Annotated in this window: 15 protein-coding genes; 6 read left to right on the forward strand and 9 right to left on the reverse strand. The window is 60.1% G+C overall.

The window, feature by feature from the left end; all coding sequences use genetic code 11:
• Positions 1-3: 3 nt before the first annotated feature.
• The 5 genes from F8N66_RS08630 to F8N66_RS08650 form a co-directional block, all read right to left on the reverse strand.
• Complete coding sequence (locus F8N66_RS08630) at positions 4-705, reverse strand: ABC transporter ATP-binding protein (protein ID WP_015093834.1); 702 nt, start codon at positions 703-705, stop codon at positions 4-6.
• Positions 706-1,473, reverse strand: a complete 768-nt coding sequence (livG, locus tag F8N66_RS08635) for a high-affinity branched-chain amino acid ABC transporter ATP-binding protein LivG (RefSeq protein WP_150769769.1) — start codon at positions 1,471-1,473, stop codon at positions 706-708.
• Entirely contained in the window at positions 1,470-2,726 is a 1,257-nt protein-coding gene (locus F8N66_RS08640; protein ID WP_150769770.1) for a high-affinity branched-chain amino acid ABC transporter permease LivM, read from the reverse strand. The genes livG and F8N66_RS08640 overlap by 4 nt, the downstream gene beginning before the upstream one ends.
• Positions 2,723-3,646 (reverse strand): high-affinity branched-chain amino acid ABC transporter permease LivH, encoded by a 924-nt coding sequence (livH, locus tag F8N66_RS08645; RefSeq protein ID WP_150769771.1) that lies wholly within the window; start codon positions 3,644-3,646, stop codon positions 2,723-2,725. The genes F8N66_RS08640 and livH overlap by 4 nt, the downstream gene beginning before the upstream one ends.
• Positions 3,647-3,879: 233 nt before the next feature.
• Complete coding sequence (locus F8N66_RS08650) at positions 3,880-5,007, reverse strand: branched-chain amino acid ABC transporter substrate-binding protein (protein WP_150769772.1); 1,128 nt, start codon at positions 5,005-5,007, stop codon at positions 3,880-3,882.
• Between the two features lie 349 nt (positions 5,008-5,356).
• On the opposite strand from F8N66_RS08650, the gene F8N66_RS08655 reads away from it, so the two are divergent.
• Positions 5,357-5,662, forward strand: a complete 306-nt coding sequence (locus F8N66_RS08655; protein ID WP_150769773.1) for a DUF2288 domain-containing protein — start codon at positions 5,357-5,359, stop codon at positions 5,660-5,662.
• Positions 5,663-5,948: 286 nt separating this feature from the next.
• Here the strand turns inward: F8N66_RS08655 and F8N66_RS08660 are convergent, their stop codons facing one another.
• Positions 5,949-8,144 (reverse strand): hypothetical protein, encoded by a 2,196-nt coding sequence (locus tag F8N66_RS08660; protein ID WP_150769774.1) that lies wholly within the window; start codon positions 8,142-8,144, stop codon positions 5,949-5,951.
• A 199-nt stretch (positions 8,145-8,343) separates the two neighbouring features.
• Here F8N66_RS08660 and F8N66_RS08665 point away from each other — a divergent pair, with 199 nt between their 5' ends.
• On the forward strand, positions 8,344-9,240 hold the full coding sequence (locus tag F8N66_RS08665; protein WP_150769775.1) for an NAD(P)-dependent oxidoreductase: 897 nt from the start codon (positions 8,344-8,346) through the stop codon (positions 9,238-9,240).
• Here the strand turns inward: F8N66_RS08665 and F8N66_RS08670 are convergent.
• Positions 9,197-11,413, reverse strand: a complete 2,217-nt coding sequence (locus F8N66_RS08670; protein ID WP_318195348.1) for a putative bifunctional diguanylate cyclase/phosphodiesterase — start codon at positions 11,411-11,413, stop codon at positions 9,197-9,199. The genes F8N66_RS08665 and F8N66_RS08670 overlap by 44 nt on opposite strands.
• A 292-nt stretch (positions 11,414-11,705) precedes the next feature.
• Between F8N66_RS08670 and F8N66_RS08675 the strand changes: the two genes are divergently transcribed.
• Positions 11,706-13,055, forward strand: a complete 1,350-nt coding sequence (locus F8N66_RS08675; protein WP_150769777.1) for a spinster family MFS transporter — start codon at positions 11,706-11,708, stop codon at positions 13,053-13,055.
• A gap of 158 nt (positions 13,056-13,213) precedes the next feature.
• Here the strand turns inward: F8N66_RS08675 and rapA are convergent, their stop codons facing one another.
• Positions 13,214-16,060, reverse strand: a complete 2,847-nt coding sequence (rapA, locus tag F8N66_RS08680) for an RNA polymerase-associated protein RapA (protein WP_150769778.1) — start codon at positions 16,058-16,060, stop codon at positions 13,214-13,216.
• A 252-nt stretch (positions 16,061-16,312) separates the two neighbouring features.
• Between rapA and F8N66_RS08685 the strand changes: the two genes are divergently transcribed.
• The 3 genes from F8N66_RS08685 to ccoM all read left to right on the forward strand — a co-directional run bounded on the left by F8N66_RS08685 (position 16,313) and on the right by ccoM (position 17,177).
• On the forward strand, positions 16,313-16,654 hold the full coding sequence (locus F8N66_RS08685) for an aspartate-semialdehyde dehydrogenase (RefSeq protein ID WP_150769779.1): 342 nt from the start codon (positions 16,313-16,315) through the stop codon (positions 16,652-16,654).
• 100 nt (positions 16,655-16,754) lie between these two features.
• Positions 16,755-16,916, forward strand: coding sequence for a hypothetical protein (locus F8N66_RS31460; protein ID WP_191622937.1), 162 nt, complete (start codon positions 16,755-16,757; stop codon positions 16,914-16,916).
• 144 nt (positions 16,917-17,060) lie between these two features.
• Complete coding sequence (ccoM, locus tag F8N66_RS31995; protein ID WP_318195196.1) at positions 17,061-17,177, forward strand: cytochrome c oxidase subunit CcoM; 117 nt, start codon at positions 17,061-17,063, stop codon at positions 17,175-17,177.
• Between the two features lie 258 nt (positions 17,178-17,435).
• Here ccoM and F8N66_RS08690 read toward each other — a convergent pair whose 3' ends face one another.
• Complete coding sequence (locus tag F8N66_RS08690; RefSeq protein WP_150769780.1) at positions 17,436-18,911, reverse strand: inorganic phosphate transporter; 1,476 nt, start codon at positions 18,909-18,911, stop codon at positions 17,436-17,438.
• Between the last annotated feature and the right edge of the window lie 340 nt (positions 18,912-19,251).

Genomic DNA, 19,251 nt, shown 5'->3' on the forward strand with positions numbered 1-19,251 from the left:
GGCTTAACCGCCGAGGTACGCTTCGCGCACTTTCGGGTCGGTCAGCAGTGCTTCACCGGTGCCTTGCATCACCACCCGGCCGTTTTCCAGCACGTAGGCACGGTCAGCGATTTTCAGCGCCTGGTTGGCGTTCTGCTCGACCAGGAACACCGTCACACCGTCCTTGCGCAGCTGTTCGATGATGTCGAAGATCTGCTGGATGATGATCGGTGCCAGGCCCAGCGACGGCTCGTCAAGCAGCAGCAGCTTGGGTTTGCTCATCAGCGCACGGCCGATGGCGAGCATTTGCTGTTCGCCGCCGGACATGGTGCCGCCGCGTTGGTTGAAGCGTTCTTTCAGGCGTGGGAAAAGTCCGAGGACCTTGTCCATCTGTTCCTGATAGTCGCCCTTTGCGGTGAAGAAACCACCCATCGAGAGGTTTTCTTCCACGGTCAGGCGGGAAAACACCCGACGGCCTTCCGGAACCACGGCGATGCTCTTACGCATGATCTGCGAAGAGTCCTGGCCGACCAGTTCCTCACCCATGTAGCGGATGCTGCCGCTGTGGGCCCGGGGCGAACCGCACAGGGTCATCAGCAGGGTGGACTTGCCGGCACCGTTGGCGCCGATCAGGGTCACGATTTCGCCCTGGCGGACTTCGACGTTGACGCTGTGCAGGGCCTGGATCTTGCCGTAGAAGGTGGAAACGTTTTCGAACTGCAGCATTTACGCTTCCCCCAGATAGGCTTTGATCACTTCAGGATTGTCGCGGATCTGTTCCGGCGTACCGTCGGCCAGGGGGGTGCCCTGGTTGATCACGACGATGTGGTCGGAAATGCTCATGACCAGTTTCATGTCGTGTTCGATCAGCAACACGGTGACGTTGTGCTCTTCACGCAACACGCTGATCAGCGCCTTCAGGTCCTCGGTTTCCTTCGGGTTCAGGCCGGCGGCCGGTTCGTCGAGCATCAGGATCCGCGGGCGGGTCATCATGCAGCGGGCGATTTCCAGGCGACGTTGCTGGCCGTAGGCCAGGGTGCCGGCCGTACGATTGGCGAACTCACGCAGGTTGACCTTGTCCAGCCAGTACTCGGCGTATTCCATGGCCTCGCGTTCGCTCTTGCGGAACGACGGGGTCTTGAACAGGCCGGACAGGAAGTTGGTGTTCAGGTGACGATGCTGGGCGATCAAGAGGTTCTCGACCGCGGTCATGTCCTTGAACAACCGCACGTTCTGGAAGGTACGCACCACGCCCTTGAGGGCGATCTTGTGGCCCGGCAGGCCCTCGATCGGCTCGCCGTCCAGCAGGATGCTGCCGCCGCTCGGCTTGTAGAAGCCGGTCAGGCAGTTGAACACGGTGGTCTTGCCGGCGCCGTTGGGGCCGATCAGTGCAACCACCTGTTTCTCTTTCACGCTCAAGGCAACGCCGTTGACCGCCAGCAAGCCGCCGAAGCGCATGCTCAGGTTTTCTACTTTAAGGATCTCGCGGCTCATTTGCGCAGCTCCATGTGAGGACGTTGCATGGGCAGCAGACCCTGAGGGCGCCAGATCATCATCAGTACCATCAAGGCACCGAACATCAACATGCGGTATTCACTGAATTCACGCATCATTTCCGGCAGCAGGATCATCACCACGGCCGCCAGGATCACACCCAGCTGCGAACCCATGCCACCCAGCACCACGATGGCGAGGATGATCGCCGACTCGATGAAGGTAAACGACTCAGGCGTCACCAGGCCCTGACGGGCAGCGAAGAAGCTGCCGGCGAAACCGGCGAAGCTGGCACCCAGGGTGAAGGCCGACAGTTTGATGATGGTCGGATTCAGGCCCAGTGCGCGGCAGGCGATCTCGTCTTCACGCAGCGCTTCCCACGCGCGACCCAGGGGCATGCGCAGCAGGCGGTTGATGACGAACAGCGCGCCGAGGGCCAGCAGCAGGGCAACCAGGTACAGGAAAATCACCTTGTTGATCGAGTTGTAGGCAATGCCGAAATACTCGTGGAAGGTCTGCATCCCTTCAGCGGCCTTGCGTTCGAAGGTCAGGCCGAAGAACGTTGGCTTCTCGATGTTGCTGATGCCGTTCGGGCCACCGGTGAGACCGGTCAGGTTACGCAGGAACAGGCGGATGATTTCACCGAAGCCCAGGGTCACGATCGCCAGGTAGTCACCGCGCAGGCGCAGGACCGGGAAGCCGAGCAGGAAGCCGAAAGTGGCCGCCATCAGGCCGGCGATTGGCAGGCAGATCCAGAAGCTTAGGCCGTAGTAGTGCGACAGCAGCGCGTAGCTGTAGGCGCCGACGGCGTAGAAGCCGACGTAACCGAGGTCGAGCAGCCCGGCCAGGCCGACCACGATGTTCAGGCCCAGGCCGAGCATCACGTAGATCAGTACCAGCGTCGCGATGTCCACCGCGCCACGGGAGCCGAAGAACGGCCAGATCAGCGCGCCGGCGATCAGTGCAATGATGATCCAGCGCTGAGTGGTCGGCAGGGTCAGGAAGTTACTGGCCTTGGCCGGAATCAGCGGCATGCCTGGCGAGGAGCGCCATGCGGAACTGATCTGCTGGTCGAACAGGACACGCAGGAACATCAGCACCGAACATACGGCGATGGTGATCAACGTGGCGTCGCTGGTGCCATGAACTTCGAGGTTGATGCCGACGATGGTCAGCTTCAGACCCAGTACGGGGTAGGCAACGGCCCATACCAGCAAGGCACTGAACAGCGCCTGTTTAAGATTCCTAGTCATACTTTCTCAACCTCCGGACGGCCCAACAGGCCGGTTGGCCGGAACAACAACACCAAAACCAGGAGACCGAACGCCACGACGTCCTTGTACTGGTCGCCGAAGATATCGGCACCGAAGGCTTCCGCCACACCCAGTACCAGGCCGCCGAGCATGGCGCCCGGAATGCTGCCGATACCGCCCAGTACCGCGGCGGTGAAGGCCTTGAGGCCGACCAGGAAACCGGCGTTAGGGTTGATCACGCCATATTGCATGCTCAGCAGCACGGCCGCGATGGCCGCCAGCGCGGCACCGATGACGAAAGTCAGGGCGATGATGTTGTTGGTGTTGATACCCAGCAGGTTGGCCATCTTGATGTCTTCGGCACAGGCGCGGCAGGCGCGACCCAGGCGAGAGCGGGAGATGAACAGCGTCAGGCCGAGCATGGCGACCAGGGTCACCACGAACACCACGATTTGCATGTAGGAAATCAGCACTTCATGTGCGCCACCTGGCCCAAAGGCAATGTTGCCCGGAATCAGGTTGGGAATGGATTTGTCCTTGGAGTCTTGCGCCAGCAGAACGGTGTTCTGCAGGAAGATCGACATGCCGATGGCGGAAATCAGCGGGATCAGGCGGTTGCTGCCGCGCAAGGGGCGGTAGGCAATCCGTTCGATGCTATAGCCGTAGGCACTGGTGACGACGATGGTCGCCAGGAAAGCGGCGGTCATCAACAGTGGAACACTGTCGAGTCCCAGCATGGCCAGCCCGGCGATGGCGATGAACGCCACGTAGGAGCCGATCATGTACACCTCGCCGTGGGCGAAGTTGATCATTCCAATGATGCCGTAAACCATCGTATAGCCGATAGCGATCAGGGCATACGTGCTGCCAATGGTCAGGCCATTAACCAGCTGTTGGAAGAAGTGATAGATGTCAGGCATTACAGCGCTCCTAAAAACCTGATACGCATTTCACTGGTGGAGTCATTTTCCCGCCCGAGCCCCGTGGATCTGCATCCACTTCGAATTCGGGGTTTGCCAGCGAACCGCTGATGACGGTTTTGAGATTTTCAGGTGGGGAGACTAGCGGATCACGCCAGCGCGGCCCAGGTACGTTCGTAAAACAAAGCCCACGGCACGCCGTGGGCTTTATTGGCAGTCAGTCAGGCGGGGCCTTACTGAGGCTTGGCTTCAGTTTTTGGTTTGCCGAAGTGCCACTCGTAAACCACGAATTTGAAGTCTTTCAGGTCGCCCTTGTCGTCGAAGCTCAGGTCGCCGGTAGGGGTCTTGAAGGTGCCTTTGTGGATGGCTTCAGCCACTTTGGCAGCGTCTTCGGACTTGGCAGCCTTGATGCCTTCGGCGATCACTTCCACAGCCGAGTAGGCCGGGAACACGAACGGACCGCTTGGATCTTCTTTCTTGGCCTTGAACGCGTCAGCCAGGGCGACGTTCGCCGGATCCTGGTCGAAGGATTTCGGCAGTGTCACCAGCAGGCCTTCGGAAGCGTCCTTGGCGATCTGCGAAATGGAGTCGTTACCCACGCCTTCCGGCCCCATGAACTTGGCTTTCAGGCCTTTTTCCTGGGCTTGACGCAGGATCAGACCCAGCTCCGGGTGGTAGCCGCCGTAGTAGACGAAGTCGACGTTGGCTTGCTTGAGCTTGGCGATGATCGAGGAGAAGTCCTTGTCGCCGGCGTTGACGCCTTCGAACACGGCAACCTTGACGTTTTTGCCTTCCAGGGTTTTCTTCACGGCGGTGGCGATGCCTTCACCGTATTGCTGTTTGTCGTGCAGGACAGCAACGATTTTCGGTTTTACGAAGTCGGCGATGTAGTTACCAGCCGCAGGGCCCTGGGCGCTGTCCAGGCCGATGGTGCGGAACACCATTTTGTAACCACGGTTGGTGATGTCCGGGCTGGTGGCAGCCGGGGTGATCATGATCACGCCTTCGTCTTCGTAGATGTCCGAAGCCGGTTGAGTGGAGCTGGAGCACAGGTGGCCGACCACGAACTTGACGCCGTCGTTGACGACCTTGTTTGCGACCGCTACCGCTTGTTTAGGATCACAGGCGTCATCGTATTCAACGGCTTCGAGTTTCTTGCCGTCTACGCCGCCTTTGGCGTTGATCTGTTCGATGGCCATTTTGGCGCCACTGAACTGCATGTCGCCGTATTGGGCTACAGGACCGGTTTTTGGGCCGGCGATGCCGATCTTGATGGTGTCAGCTGCAAACGAATGGCTGGCAACCCCGGCCAGAACCATAGCGGCAAACAGTTTGGAAATCTGCTTAGTAGCCTTAGTCATAGTGCTCCACTCTTACTGTTGTAGTTTTTATAGTCCTGGCGCCGTCGGCAGCAGAACCGGGTCAGTATCTACGACATTCCCCGGAAAAGCCCCTCGGCAACTGTACCGGTACAGTGTAGAGCGCCGATTGTCAGCCTGGGAAGCTGGCGCCAGGGGGCAAAACTTGGGGATGTCGCTTTTGTGAAAGAAAAAGACAGAATTGCGGCGGGGTATTGACGGGCTTATAGCCAGATTCCGTGCATTCCTTGGCTTTCCTGCGCTTTTCATTCTGTGATGCAAATTGCTTCTGGGTTTTTCTGCCAGACCACCGACGTTATCATTGCGTCAATTTCTTTTCCGGACCGGACCCATGACTGAAGAACCTAGCACCCTCTATGCCAAGCTGCTTGGTGAAACCGCATCTATTACCTGGAAGGAGCTTGAGCCATTCTTCGCCAAGGGTGCCCTATTGTGGGTCGACCCGAGCCTGGATTTGATCGCCGCCGCCGAGGCCGTGGCCACCGATGAGGGCGAGAAAGTGGCTGCCTGGCTGGCCGCCGACAAACTCTCCAAGCTCTCTGAAACGCGGGCGCTGGATCTTTTCGAGCGTGATCCGGAGTTGTGGGCGGTGGTTGTTTCGCCGTGGATCATGATCCAGGAAAGAGCGAAGGCTTGAGTGCTTGCACCTGTTTGGTGCGTGTCGCCGAGTGTTTAAAGTGTGTAGCCGAGTAGCGTGATGGCATGTTGCCGTAGAGAAAGACCCCAGCCTCACGGTGACGTAAACGTAACGGGAACAGTTGAGCGAGCGGCCTGAGGGCTGCTTAATTGTTTCCGGATGTTGTTCCAGTCGTGAAGCAGGCCGCTTTCGCGGGCAAGCCCGCCCCCACAATTGAGCGCATTCCTGACTGACGGAACACGGCCAAATGCGGGAGCGGGCTTGCTCGCGAATGGGACGACGCGGTTTAGAAGCTTTTACCGGTATGGTTATTCAACGAAATCACCTTGGTCTTGCCAATGCGATGACGGTAGATCTCGCGCAGGTACTTGATCGATTTCTTCACGCAGTCGCGTGACAGGCGGATGTCGTTGATCGAGACGAACTTGTCCTTGTCATTGATCAGCTCGCGGTACTTTTTCTCGTACATCGGTTTGATCGCGTACCAGTTGGTATCGAGGATCTTCGCCGGGTTTTCGAACTCGTTGAGCAGGTCGTCGATCAGCGCTTCGTCGAACTCTTCATTGATGATGAAGTCCAGGATCGAGTTATCCAGCGTGTCGTCGAAGCGGTACGGGCTTTTCGCGAAGCAACGCTTGATGAAGGCCACGATCAGCGTCAGGAAGTCGTCCGACAGGCAGGGGCTCTTGGCGATCAGGGTTGTCAGCGACAGGTTGGCCGAGGCGCCGATGACCAGCGCGTAGCGCTTGAGCGTGGTGTTCGGGAACAGGCTGTTGAGGTGCGTCTTCAACCGGTTCAGGTCCATGTAGGACAGCTTGTAGTCCTTGGGCAGGGAAACGATCGACACCACCGACGAGCAGTTCTTGAAGAAGTGCAGGTCGTGCAGCGCCGCCGCGTCATAGCCCGAATTCTTGTACTGCTCCAGCGACGCGCGATAGCGCTTGGACTCGATCGGCAGCAGGCTGATGCCTTCGATGGCCTGGGTGACCTTGTTGAAGTGCGGCAGGTCAATGGAGCGGAAGAACAGGTCGTCGATGTTCAGGCGCTGTGGCTCTTTCTCGAACACCTTGAACTTGTCGCCGGTAGGCGCCTGGGTTTCCGGGACCACGGACTCGGCGTAGGCAATCGCCACCGGGCCGGCCAGGCTCATGAACAGGTCATTGGCATCGAGGCGAATGGTTTCGCCGATGTCGATACCGGCGCGACGGAAATAGTTCTGGTCGTAGTCGGTGGTGACCGCCTGCGCCGTCAGAATATTGAAGATCTGCTGCGAGATGTACTGGTTGGCGTGCTTCTCCATGGCATTGACATCAATGTTCTGGATATTGCCGTCATCGCTTTCTTCGGCGTAACGCATGATGTCGTTGGAGATCAGCATCATCGCGTTCCACGGGCGGATACGGCCCATGACGCTGGCTTCGCTGCTGTCTTCATTGGCGAAGTTGTAGGAGAAGTCCCATTCTTCAGACAGGTATTTACACAGCAGGCGACCGGCGTTGATGTGCAGCGCTTCGGACATTTCGCTGCGGTGATCGGAAATGTTCGGCAGCACGCAGATGCCGCTGGTGAAGATCGGTTCGAAAACGAAGGAATGACCGCTCTTGCCGTCGTGCTCGTCCATCGGCTTGGTGTCGAACGTCTTGTTCATGTACGAGTGCTGCTGGGCCAGGCCGAATTCCGAGGCCATGCCCGAGCCGGTACCGCCGCCGGCGCTGAAGATCGAGAAGTACAGGCGCGACTGGTTGGCCTTGATGCCGCAGCTGTCGATCAGGTACGAGTGAATCATCTTCCAGTCAGGGCTGGAGAAACGCTGGGTGTCCTTGTTCAGGATGATCTTGGCCAGGTACTGGCCGAGGATCGGCGCGTTACCGGCGCCACCGGCGTGGACTTCCGACAAGTCCATGATCTTCATTTTGCTGTAGTCGCGCAGGAAACCGCTTTTTTCGCCCTTGCGCGAGAAGCGGATACGACCGGCGATGTCTTTGTCCAGGTCGCCGAGCATCACCAGCGGTTCGACCAGGAACACCGGTTTGGTGGCCTTGTTCGGCATCAGGCGCAGGTTGTTGCGAATCCATTGTGCCGGGCTGTAGCCTTTTTCGGCATAGCGCTTGTCCGGCGCCAGGCGGTCTTCACTGTTGAATTCGTTGAGGTAGAACTTGCGGGCGTTGTACACCAGCTCCGCAACATCCAGCGCGATGTTCGAACCGCAGCGGCCCAGGCCGATCAGGCACACCGACGGGAATTCCTGGTCGTTGTGCTGTTCGTTGTCGCCTTCCAGGTGCGGCGGGCGCGGGAACACCATGTCGCGCAGGCCGTCGAGGTTGTCGAGGATGCGGTCGGTGTTGGTTTCGGTGAAATACAGGTATTGCTGGGTCGCCAGCGGGCGTGACGGGAGCAATGGCTTCGACGAGGTGGGGCTGTTCGCCGCAGGGCTCAAGGTCAGGTCGGATACCGCAGTGGCCGGGTTATTTTTAGAAGTCATTGTTCGCCATGTACCTGGGCTGGTTTGGTCGGGCGACACGCTGTCGTCGAACCGTCACGGAATGAGAACTCGCGTCTTTTATCAGCGCGTATTTGGCCCAAGCGTCAGAGCCGTGGCCTGAACGTCGCTCGGGGGAATCCTTTCCTGAGTCATGATGAATCGGCCAATATTCGGCGATCTTTAATCAAAAGGAGGCAAAATGATGTCAACACTACCTTCGTTGGGGTTTGCCGGAATCGGTCTGATGGGGCTGCCGATGTGCCGGCGCCTGCTGGCGGCGGGGTATCCGCTGACGGTCTGGAACCGCAATCCGGACAAATGCGCGCCGCTGGTCGAGGCGGGTGCGCGCCAGGTCGCCAGCCCGGCAGACCTGTGCCGGCACGCCGACGTGGTGATGCTGTGCCTGGCGGACACCGCCGTGGTGCGCGAGGTGGTGTTTGGCGTGGCCGGGGTCGTCGAAGGAGCAAAAAGCGGCCAGTTGCTGGTGGATTTTTCCAGCCTGGAACCCACCGCGACGCGGGAAATGGCGGCAGAGCTTGTCGGCAAGACCGGCATGGGCTGGCTCGATGCGCCGGTGTCCGGTGGCGTGGTGGGTGCCGAGGCGGGCAGCCTGGCGATCATGGTGGGTGGCGCGGCGGCTGATCTCGAACGCATCAAGCCGGCGCTATTGAGCCTGGGTCAGCGCGTGACGCACATGGGCGCGGTCGGGGCGGGGCAAGTGACCAAGGCCTGCAACCAGATGATCGTGGCCTGCAATGCGCTGGTGATTGCCGAAGTGATTGCGCTGGCGGAGCGGTCCGGGGTCGATGCGAGCCTGATCGCCGAGGCGCTGGCCGGTGGTTTTGCCGATTCCCGATCCTTCCAGATCCTCGCCCCGCAAATGGCCGAGAGTCGCTTCGAACCGGTGAAATGGCACGTGCGGACTTTGCTCAAGGACCTCGATTCAGCGGTGAAATTTTCCCGCGAACAGGGTTCGGCGACACCGATCAGCGGCCTGGCGGCGCAGCTGATGCGACTGCATGGCGGGCAGGGATTCCTGGAAAAAGACCCGTCTACATTAGTGCAGATGTACCGTGAACCAGACTCAACGGCGTAAGGGAGTAGGCGTGCTTGCGCTGGTTGATCTCGTTCAGCACCGGACGTAGTTCAGCCAGCGGGACCGGACGGCTGAGCAGGTAGCCCTGGACGAAATCGCAGCCGTAGCACTCGAGAAACTGGTACTGCTCAAAGGTTTCGACGCCTTCCGTGACCACTTCCAGGTGCAGGGTATGGGCCATGGCGATAATCGCCTGGACGATTTCCATGTCCTGGGTCGACTTGGGAATGTCCTGGATGAACGAGCGGTCGATCTTCAGTGTGGTGAGCGGCAAGCGCTTGAGATAGGCGAGGGAGGAGTAACCGGTGCCAAAGTCATCGATCGACAACGACACGCCCAAGGCACGGATCTGTCGCAGCAGTTCCAGCGTGTCGGCGATGTTGCCCATCAGCGCGTTCTCGGTCACTTCCAGTTCCAGGCGCTGCGGGGCAACGCTGGTGCTGCGCAACGCCTGTTCGATCTGGCCGGCCAGTTCTTCGCGCGCCAGGCTCAGGGGCGAGCAGTTCACGGCGATCTTCAATTCCTCGCACCCCTGGCGAGACAACTCGCCGAGGTCCTCGCAGGCCTTGCGCAGTACCCAGTTGTCCAGTTCGGTGATCAGGCCGTTGGCCTCGGCGAGGGGGATGAAGCGGTCCGGTGCGAGGAGTCCGTGGACCGGATGTTGCCAGCGAATCAACGCTTCAAGCTTGCTGGCCTGACCGGTCTTGAGGTCGTAGATCGGCTGGTAATACAGCATCAGGCCGGTGTCTTCGCGCAGCGCATGGCGCAGTTCTTCTTCCAGTTGCAGTTCCAGCGTGGCGCGGGCCTTGAGGTTAGCACTGAAGAAATTCAGACCGTTGCGACCGCAGCCCTTGGACTGATACAGCGCCAGGTCGGCATTTTTCAGCAGCTCATCACAGCTCTTGCCGTCTTCGGGAAACAGGCTGATGCCAATGCTGGTGGTCATGACCATGCGCCGCCCGGCCAGCTCGATGGGCTCCTTCATTTTCAACAGGATGCGCTGGGCCAGCTGGCGCGCCTCTTCGCGATCATTGAGGTTGATGAGCATGCAGAACTCGTCACCGCCGAAGCGCGCTACCACGTCGTCATGACTGCGCACCGAGCTTTTGATGTGGCCGGCGAGCACTTTGAGCAGTTCGTCGCCGGCGTCGTGGCCGAGGCTGTCGTTGATGCGCTTGAAATGGTCGATGTCGAGGAACAGCACGGCCAGCATGCCGCCGGTGTGGGTTTTCTCGATGAGTTTCTCGGCGAACAGCTGGTTGAAACCGCGGCGGTTGATCAGGTTGGTCAGGGGGTCAAAGTGCGCCACCTGTTGCAGGGACATGCGCGCCTGATCCAGTTGGCTCAACAGGGAATTGACCCGTTGCAGGTCATGTTCCTTGTGTTGCAGCTTCTTGTCCGCCAGCGCCGCGCTGATGCTGCTGCCGATGATCAGCAGCGTCATGACGGCCACCGTCAGGCCCAGTTGCAAGTGGTTGTTTTCCCCGGGCTGGTTGAGCAGGCTGCCGGTGGGCAACACCAGGTTGAAGGCGGCCATGCCGGTGAAGTGCATGCTGATGATGCCGGTTCCGAGGATCAGGCTGGCGCCGTACTTGAGCAGTTGATGGAACATGCCGGTGCCGTTGCGCAAGTAACTCGCCAGCAGCAGTGCCGCGAGACTGGCGCCAATCGCAATCAGGATGGAGAGGGCGAACAGGGTCGGCTGGTAGTAGGCCACCGCTTGAGAGCGCAGGGCGGACATGCCCACGTAATGCATGGTGGCGATGCCCAGGCCGATCCACACCGAAGCCTGGAGGCATTGCCAGAAGCTGAGGGTTGGGCGGCTCAGTGTCTGCATCGCCAGCCACGAAGCGAGCAGGGCGATCAACAGCGAAACCAGGGTGATGGGCAGTTGGTAATGCACCGCGACCGGCGCCTGGAACGCCAGCATGCCGATAAAGTGCATGGCCCAGATCCCGCCGGCCAGGCACCCGGCGCCGACCCAGCGCCACAGCCGCCGGGAGGCGGGTTTTTCCGCATGCGCGACGCGTTCGGCCATGTCCAGCGTGGCAAAGCTGCCGGCACAGGCGACCAGAAAAGCCAGAAGCACCAGAAAAGGGTCATGGATGCAATTGAGTATGACCTGCCCGTTGTCTGGCAGCTCTGTAATGAAATGCAAACCAAGCCACTCCATAGCGTGTCCCATGTTGGTTCCCTGGGCCTGCGCAAGGAACGCTGGCGAATGTCCTGAAGTATAGAGCTCAGGTACGGTTCGCAAGGGATGGTGGCAAATTGGACCCTACTGTTTTGGAATGATCGTTAGAGCGTTTGGAAATAAATAGTTGCATGAGCAGTGCTGCGTTCCATGGGCGGGTATCAGCTTTACGAATAATTACAGACAGCATTGGCCGGCCTGACTAGATTGCAGGTTCCGGGCTCGGATGCACTGGCAATGAAGCCCTATAACAATAAAAGAGACGGACCCCATGCAGAACTCGACCCAAGCGGCGAATGCCTGGCGCATTCTGTTCCTGCTGTTCCTGGCCAACCTGTTCAACTTTTTCGACCGCACCATCCCGGCCATTATCATCGAGCCGATCCGCATGGAATGGCATCTCAGCGATTTTCAGCTGGGGATCATCGGCACCGCATTCACCATCGTCTATGCGATCGCCGGTCTGCCCCTGGGGCGGATGGCCGACACCGGTTCGCGCAGCAAATTGATGGGCTGGGGCCTGGCGGCGTGGAGCGGGCTGACCGCGGTCAACGGCATGGTCGGCAGTTTCTGGAGCTTCCTGATCGTGCGCATGGGCATCGGCATCGGTGAAGCCAGTTATGCGCCGGCCGCCAACTCGTTGATCGGCGACTTGTTTCCGGCTCATCGTCGGGCGCGGGCCATGGGGATATTCATGCTCGGGCTGCCGTTGGGGCTGTTGCTGGCGTTCTTCACCATCGGCGCGATGGTCAAGGCGTTCGACAGCTGGCGTGCGCCGTTCTTCATTGCCGCGGTGCCGGGGCTGATCCTCGCGGTCTTCATGTTCTTCATCAAAGAGCCCAAGCGCGGTGCCGCTGAAAGTGTGCAGGTGTCGCAGGAGAAGGTCGATCGGCCGATCCGCCGTATCCTGGCGGTGCCGACCTTTCTGTGGCTGGTGCTGGCCGGGCTGTGCTTTAACTTCGCCACCTACGCCTGCAATTCGTTCCTGGTGCCGATGTTGCAACGCTACTTCCTGATGCCCTTACAGGAGGCGGCGGTGGCGACCGGGATCATCGTCGGCGTGACCGGCTTGATCGGCTTGACACTGGGCGGGTGGGTCGCGGACAAGATCCACCAGCGCGTCGCCAATGGTCGCCTGCTGTTCGCCGCGTTCAGCCTGATCATTTCTACCCTGTGCACGGCGTGGGCGCTGCATTCGGGGCGGATCGAGATTGGTGTGTTCGTGGCCGTGTTCAGTGTCGGCTGGCTGTTCGCCTATAACTTCTATACCTGCGTCTACACGGCGATCCAGGACGTGGTCGAGCCGCGCCTGCGGGCGACGGCGATGGCACTGTTCTTCGCCGGGTTGTATTTACTGGGGGGTGGTTTGGGGCCGGTGGTGGTGGGCGCCCTGTCGGATCACTTTGCGCACACGGCCATGTTGTCGGCCGGTGCCGGGCAGATGACCGAGGCGTTCAAGGCGGTCGGCCTGCATGATGCGATGTACCTGATTCCGGTGGCGTTGTTCTTCACCATGGTGTTCCTGGTGCTGGCAGCGCGGTGTTTCGTGCGCGATGCCCAGCGGATGAAGGATGGGCTGGTGGCGGTGGTTGAGCCGGAAGGTAACGTGGCGACTGCCTAGCCGTCTTCGCGAGCAAGCCCGCTCCCACATTTGAAATGCGCACCCCTGTGGGAGCGGGCTTGCTCGCGAAGAGGCCTTGAGCAACACCTGAGAACCCAAGCAAACAAAAAAGGCCCGCATCACTGCGGGCCTTTTTGTTTACCGGTAGGGCAGGAGACTTAGCCCGCCACCAACACCCGGATCGCTTCCAGTCGCAGCGCCGCCTTGTCGAGCATGGCCAGGCCTTGCTCGCGTTGCTTGCGCAAGGCAACCAGTTCGCTGTCACGCACGGTCGGGTTGACCGCTTGCAACGCTGTCAGGCGTGCCAGTTCTTCATCGGTATCGGCCGCCAGGCGACGTTGCGCTTCGGCCACGCGTTCGGCGTGACGCGGGTAGATCTTGTCTTCGCCGGCATTGATCCGTGGCGTCAGCTGATCGCGCTGGGCCTGGATGAACTTGTTGGCGCTGGCGCGTGGCACGCTTTCGAGTTGATCGTTCAGCGTCTCGAAGGCCACCCGGGGCGACAGGTCATTGCCATTGGGATCGAGCAGGCAGCGCAGGGCGGCCGGCGGCAGGTAACGGCCCAGTTGCAGCGAACGCGGGGCAACGACTTCGCTGACGTAGAGCAGTTCCAGCAGCACGGTGCCGGGTTTCAGCGCCTTGTTCTTGATCAGTGCCACGGCGGTGTTGCCCATGGACCCTGACAGCACCAGGTCCATGCCGCCCTGCACCATCGGGTGTTCCCAGGTGATGAACTGCATGTCTTCGCGCGACAGCGCCTGGTTGCGGTCGTAAGTGATGGTCACGCCTTCGTCGTCGCCCAGCGGGAAACTGGCGTCGAGCATTTTTTCGCTCGGCTTGAGGATCAGGGCGTTTTCCGAGTGGTCCTCGCTGTCGATGCCGAAGGCGTCGAACAGGGTTTCCATGTAGATCGGCAGGGCGAACTGGTCGTCTTGCTCAAGAATCGCTTCCACCAGCGCTTCACCTTCGCCAGCGCCGCCGGAGTTGAGTTCCAGCAAGCGGTCGCGACCGGTGTGCAGCTCGGCTTCCAGACGCTCGCGCTCGGTGCGGGCCTCGTCGATCAGCGCCTGCCATTCACCGTCGTCGGCCTCTTCCAGCAACGGCAGCAGGCGTGGGCCGAACTGATGTTGCAGGGCGTTGCCGGTCGGGCAGGTATTGAGGAACGCGTTCAGCGCCTCGTGGTACCACTGGAACAGGCGCTCTTGCGGGCTGGTTTCCAGGTACGGCACGTGTAATTCAATGGTGTGCTTCTGGCCGATCCGGTCCAGACGACCGATCCGCTGCTCCAGCAGATCCGGGTGGGATGGCAGGTCGAACAGCACCAGGTGATGGGAGAACTGGAAGTTGCGGCCTTCGCTGCCGATTTCCGAGCAGATCAGTACCTGGGCGCCAAATTCTTCGTCGGCGAAGTACGCGGCGGCGCGGTCCCGTTCAAGGATGTTCATGCCCTCGTGGAACACCGTGGCTGGGATGCCGGAGCGCACGCGCAGGGCGTCTTCCAGGTCCATGGCGGTTTCGGCGTGGGCGCAGATCACCAGCACTTTGGTGCGCTTGAGCATTTTCAGCTGGTCGATCAGCCACTCGACGCGCGGGTCGAATTTCCACCAGCGCTCTTCTTCGCTGGCGTCCGGCTGGGCCTGGAAGCTGACTTCCGGGTACAGCTCGGCGTGATCGCCCAACGGCAGTTCGAGGTACTCGTCCGGGCACGGCAGCGGATAAGGGTGCAGCTTGCGCTCCGGGAAACCCTGCACGGCGGCACGGGTATTACGGAACAGCACGCGACCGGTGCCGTGGCGGTCCAGCAGCTCGCGCACCAGGCGGGCGCTGGCTTCGGTGTCGCCATCGTTGACCGCGGTCAGCAGGGCCTCGCCTTCGTTGCCGAGGAAACCGTGGATGGTCTCGTGCGCTTGTGGCGACAGACGTCCCTTCTCCAGCAGCTCCTGGACGGCTTCGGCGACCGGGCGATAGTTTTCGCTCTCGGCCCTGAACGCTTGCAGGTCATGGAAGCGATTCGGGTCGAGCAGGCGCAGACGGGCGAAGTGGCTGTCCTGGCCCAGTTGTTCCGGGGTAGCGGTCAACAACAACACGCCGGGAATGGTTTCAGCGAGTTGCTCGACCAGCGAGTATTCGGGGCTGACCTGATCTTCGTGCCACACCAGGTGGTGCGCTTCGTCGACCACCAGCAAGTCCCAGCCGGCAGCGAACAGCGCGTCCTGGGCCTTCTCGTCTTCTACCAGCCATTCGAGTGCCACCAGCGCGAGCTGGGTGTCTTCGAACGGGTTGGAGGCATCGCTTTCGATGAAGCGCTCTTCATCGAACAGCGCAACCTGCAGGTTGAAACGGCGGCGCATTTCCACCAGCCACTGGTGCTGGAGGTTTTCCGGCACCAGGATCAGCACGCGATTGGCGCGGCCGGACAGCAGCTGGCGATGGATCACCAGGCCGGCTTCGATGGTTTTACCCAGGCCCACTTCGTCCGCCAGCAGAACCCGTGGCGCGATACGGTCGGCGACTTCGCGGGCGATGTGCAGCTGGTGCGCGATCGGTTGCGCACGCACGCCACCCAGGCCCCACAGCGAGGACTGCAACTGGCGGCTGGTGTGTTCCAGGGTGTGGTAGCGCAGGGAGAACCAGGCCAGCGGGTCGATCTGGCCGGCGAACAAGCGGTCGCTGGCCAGGCGGAACTGGATAAAGTTCGACAGCTGGGTTTCCGGCAGGGTGACCACTTCGTTCTGCGCGTTGAGGCCGTGGTAGACCAGCAGGCCATCCATGTCGTCGACTTCGCGAACGGTCAGTTTCCAGCCTTCGAAGTGAGTGATGGTGTCACCCGGTGAAAACCGCACGCGAGTGAGGGGCGCATTCCGTAGCGCGTACTGGCGGGTGTCGCCAGTGGCCGGGTAGAGCACGGTCAACAAGCGGCCGTCCTGTGCCAGAACGGTGCCCAAACCCAGCTCGGCTTCACTGTCACTAATCCAGCGTTGCCCCGGTTGATACTGCTGCGCCATGCTGCCTGACTCCCACCTTGAAAAAGCGGGCTATGGTAACGGAATCGGTCCTCTAGACCAAAAGGTTTACGGCGTAGAAGCTGCCGCAGGCTGCGATCTTTTGATCTTGGGGAACGCTTGAGATACGTGGTGTCCGATAAAGATCGTAGCCTGCGCCAACCCCGGCAGGTGCCAACCGGGTCACAGTTTGCGACCGATGGCTCAAGTCGCCATCCCCGCGGCCGACAGACTGATGACAGGAGACCCATAAATATGCTGCCACCGATGCTCCCCTTGAGTGCCGTGCCCATCACGTCCCAGCACGACCCGGTCCGCCCGCGCCCGGACATCGCGCCCGTGGTTCCAGTGCAGGAGAGCTCCAGCGACAGCACCATCGACCTGCAAAAACGCGACCCCGAAGAAACGGCCCTGCTGTTGCGAGAAGAGCAGCGTCGCAAGCAGGAGCAGGAACGGCGGCGTCGTGAAGCCGATGAAGATCCTGAAGCCCATCTGGCCATTCCCGGTGACGAACTCAATGCCGACAACACCGTGCCGGTGGCCCCGCTGATGGAAGACCAGCCGCGCCAGGGCTTGTGGGTCGATATCCAGATTTGAGGTCGAGACTGGTCAGCGTCGGCGCCAGACCGCATTATTGGTGCAATCCTGCCGAATGCCGCGGCAGCTGTATTTCATTTCAAGCGATGCACTGAACGCCATGAGCCAAGACGACAAGCTGATCGACCTCAACGCCGAACGCGCCAAGCGTGTCCATGACCTGAATGACAAGCGCCTGAATGAGGTACGCCAGGCGTTCGAGCAGGCCATGCCCTTGGCCAAAGTGAAGAAAAAGCCGAAAAACAAGCCGAAAAAACGTTGATCCCCCCCTGCATCGATTGATGCAGGTCAGTTTCCCCCCGCCTTTACGCCCCGTCCCGGGCAACATTGATCCCGGTCAATATTTGCGCCTGCCTGATTGGTTAACTTAGCCCCATCGCAACAGGGCAACCGCAGGAGACGCGTCATGTTTTTCGATAACGTGGTGATCGCCGGAGTGCTGACCGTCGGCCTCATGCTGATGTTTTTCGCAGGATTCGGATTTTTTATCTGGAAGGACTCGCACAAACGGAAAAAACCGTAGGTCTTTCTGGAGGCAATGAGCACGCAAGGCATTTTGGGCAACTTCGGTTGCCCTTTTTTTTGCCTGCGAAAAACTGACAGCCAACACAGAGTCCTGTGGGAGCGGCTTGCTCGCGAACGCGGTGGACCAGTCAATGTCTGTGTTGAATGTTAATCCGCATTCGCGAGCAAGCCCGCTCCCACAGTTGATAGGTGGTGATTGGTGGATATAAAAAAGGCGCGGTCCTTGCGGAGCGCGCCTTTTTCGTTCAGCTGCGTATCAGCTGCCCAGTGCCTTCGACGCCAGCCAGAACAGGCCGGCCGACAAGGCCACCGTGGCCGGAAGGGTCAGCACCCAGGCCAGCAAGATGGTTTTGACAGTACCGCCTTGCAGGCCGCTTTTGTTGGCGACCATGGTCCCGGCCACACCCGAGGACAGCACATGGGTGGTGGACACCGGCAGGCTGAAGATGTTGGCCATGCCGATCAGGCTGGCGGTGGTGATCTGCGCCGACATGCCCTGGGAGTAGGTCATGCCTTGCTTGCCGATCTTCTCGCCGATGGTCAGCACCACGCGTTTCCAGCCGACCATGGTGCCCAGGCCCAAGGCCAGAGCAACCGCCAGAATCACCCAGAACGGCGCGTATTCGGTGGTGGTGGTCAGGTCTTTGCGCAGCTTGTCCAGGTCAGCCTTTTCGCGGGCGCCCAGGATCGGCAACTTGCTGACCTTCTTAGCAGTGTCGTCCAGGCAGAGCAGGTAACGACGCACTTCGATCCGGCTTTCCGACGACAGCGAGTGGTAGTCGGCTACACCCTTGAGGGTACCGAGCAGGGCGGTGATGGTCGGTTCGGTCTGCTGCGGGTTGCAGCGGAATTTCTCCGGCAGATCGCCTTCCACGCTTTTGCCCAGGGCCAGGAATTCACCCAGCGATTCGGCATTGCGTTGGTAGAACTGGCTCAGGTGCAGGGTGGCGTCGCGGGTACGCTCGATCTGGTAGGTGGTGCTGTTCAGGTCGAGGACGAACTGCGCCGGCACGATACCGATCAGCACCAGCATGATCAGGCCGATACCTTTCTGGCCATCGTTGGAACCGTGCACGAAGCTCACGGCCATGGCCGAGATCACCAATACCAGGCGGTTCCAGAACGGCGGGTGTTTCTTGTCGTCGATCTTGCGACGCTGTTCCGGCGTCTTGTGCATTTTCGACAGCGGACGCCACCATTTAAGGCCGATCAGGATCAGCGCGGCGATCAGGAAGCCCGCCATGGGCGAGAACACCAGCGACATGGCGATATCGATCGCCTTCTGCCAGTTCACCCCGTCGGCCAGCGGAATCTCGTTGATCAGGGCGTTGGCCAGGCCCACGCCGAGGATCGAACCGATCAGCGTATGGGAGCTGGAGGCGGGGATACCGAAGTACCAGGTGCCAAGGTTCCAGGTGATGGCTGCGGCGAGCAACGAGAAGACCATCGCCAGGCCATGGCCAGTATTCACATTGATCAGCAGTTCTACCGGCAGCAGGTGGACGATGGCATACGCCACGCCCACACCGCCCAGCAACACGCCGAGGAAATTGAACACACCGGAGAAGAACACCGCCAGGTGAGGCGGCATCGCTTTGGTGTAGATAACAGTGGCTACCGCGTTAGCGGTGTCATGAAATCCATTGATGAACTCGAAGGCGAGGACAAAAGCCAGGGCGAGCAAGAGGCTCACAAGCACCCAAGCATCCAGTCCGCTGAATAAATCGATCATGAAGGTTTTCTGACCCGGTCATAAGGGGGCGCGATTATGCCAGAAAAGACTGTCAATCGATGCACTAGCTGCTCATCGGTAACATTCTTCAATGAATTTTTTTTCAGCTATACCCGCAAGACCGGCCATTTTTCGTGGCTTGCAAGTCATTGAATTTCTTTGAAAACGCCGCTGGCACAAGGGTTGCGCTCGCCGGATGGGGCGATTTGACCGCTTGTATGAAATTTCCGAAAGGAGGGTCAGATATGAGCCTTTTACCTTGTCAGGTGGGGCAAGGTGGCCGCTGCCCGCTCTTGGCGGGCGCAAAAGGCAACATTCGTACTTCCCGCTTTTAACGGGT

The sequence above is a fragment of the Pseudomonas fluorescens genome, from assembly GCF_902498195.1.
GTDB classification, from domain to species: domain Bacteria; phylum Pseudomonadota; class Gammaproteobacteria; order Pseudomonadales; family Pseudomonadaceae; genus Aquipseudomonas; species Aquipseudomonas fluorescens_BU.

What these genes read in the sequence shown, in the direction of transcription:
- rapA (WP_150769778.1), bottom strand. Translation starts at nt 16,060, where the DNA reads ATGGCGCAGCAGTATCAACCGGGGCAACGCTGGATTAGTGACAGTGAA.
- F8N66_RS08690 (WP_150769780.1), bottom strand. Translation starts at nt 18,911, where the DNA reads ATGATCGATTTATTCAGCGGACTGGATGCTTGGGTGCTTGTGAGCCTC.
- F8N66_RS31460 (WP_191622937.1), top strand. Translation starts at nt 16,755, where the DNA reads ATGAGCCAAGACGACAAGCTGATCGACCTCAACGCCGAACGCGCCAAG.
- F8N66_RS08675 (WP_150769777.1), top strand. Translation starts at nt 11,706, where the DNA reads ATGCAGAACTCGACCCAAGCGGCGAATGCCTGGCGCATTCTGTTCCTG.
- F8N66_RS08670 (WP_318195348.1), bottom strand. Translation starts at nt 11,413, where the DNA reads ATGGAGTGGCTTGGTTTGCATTTCATTACAGAGCTGCCAGACAACGGG.
- F8N66_RS08650 (WP_150769772.1), bottom strand. Translation starts at nt 5,007, where the DNA reads ATGACTAAGGCTACTAAGCAGATTTCCAAACTGTTTGCCGCTATGGTT.
- F8N66_RS08660 (WP_150769774.1), bottom strand. Translation starts at nt 8,144, where the DNA reads ATGACTTCTAAAAATAACCCGGCCACTGCGGTATCCGACCTGACCTTG.
- F8N66_RS08630 (WP_015093834.1), bottom strand. Translation starts at nt 705, where the DNA reads ATGCTGCAGTTCGAAAACGTTTCCACCTTCTACGGCAAGATCCAGGCC.
- livH (WP_150769771.1), bottom strand. Translation starts at nt 3,646, where the DNA reads ATGCCTGACATCTATCACTTCTTCCAACAGCTGGTTAATGGCCTGACC.
- F8N66_RS08640 (WP_150769770.1), bottom strand. Translation starts at nt 2,726, where the DNA reads ATGACTAGGAATCTTAAACAGGCGCTGTTCAGTGCCTTGCTGGTATGG.
- livG (WP_150769769.1), bottom strand. Translation starts at nt 1,473, where the DNA reads ATGAGCCGCGAGATCCTTAAAGTAGAAAACCTGAGCATGCGCTTCGGC.
- F8N66_RS08685 (WP_150769779.1), top strand. Translation starts at nt 16,313, where the DNA reads ATGCTGCCACCGATGCTCCCCTTGAGTGCCGTGCCCATCACGTCCCAG.
- ccoM (WP_318195196.1), top strand. Translation starts at nt 17,061, where the DNA reads ATGTTTTTCGATAACGTGGTGATCGCCGGAGTGCTGACCGTCGGCCTC.
- F8N66_RS08665 (WP_150769775.1), top strand. Translation starts at nt 8,344, where the DNA reads ATGATGTCAACACTACCTTCGTTGGGGTTTGCCGGAATCGGTCTGATG.
- F8N66_RS08655 (WP_150769773.1), top strand. Translation starts at nt 5,357, where the DNA reads ATGACTGAAGAACCTAGCACCCTCTATGCCAAGCTGCTTGGTGAAACC.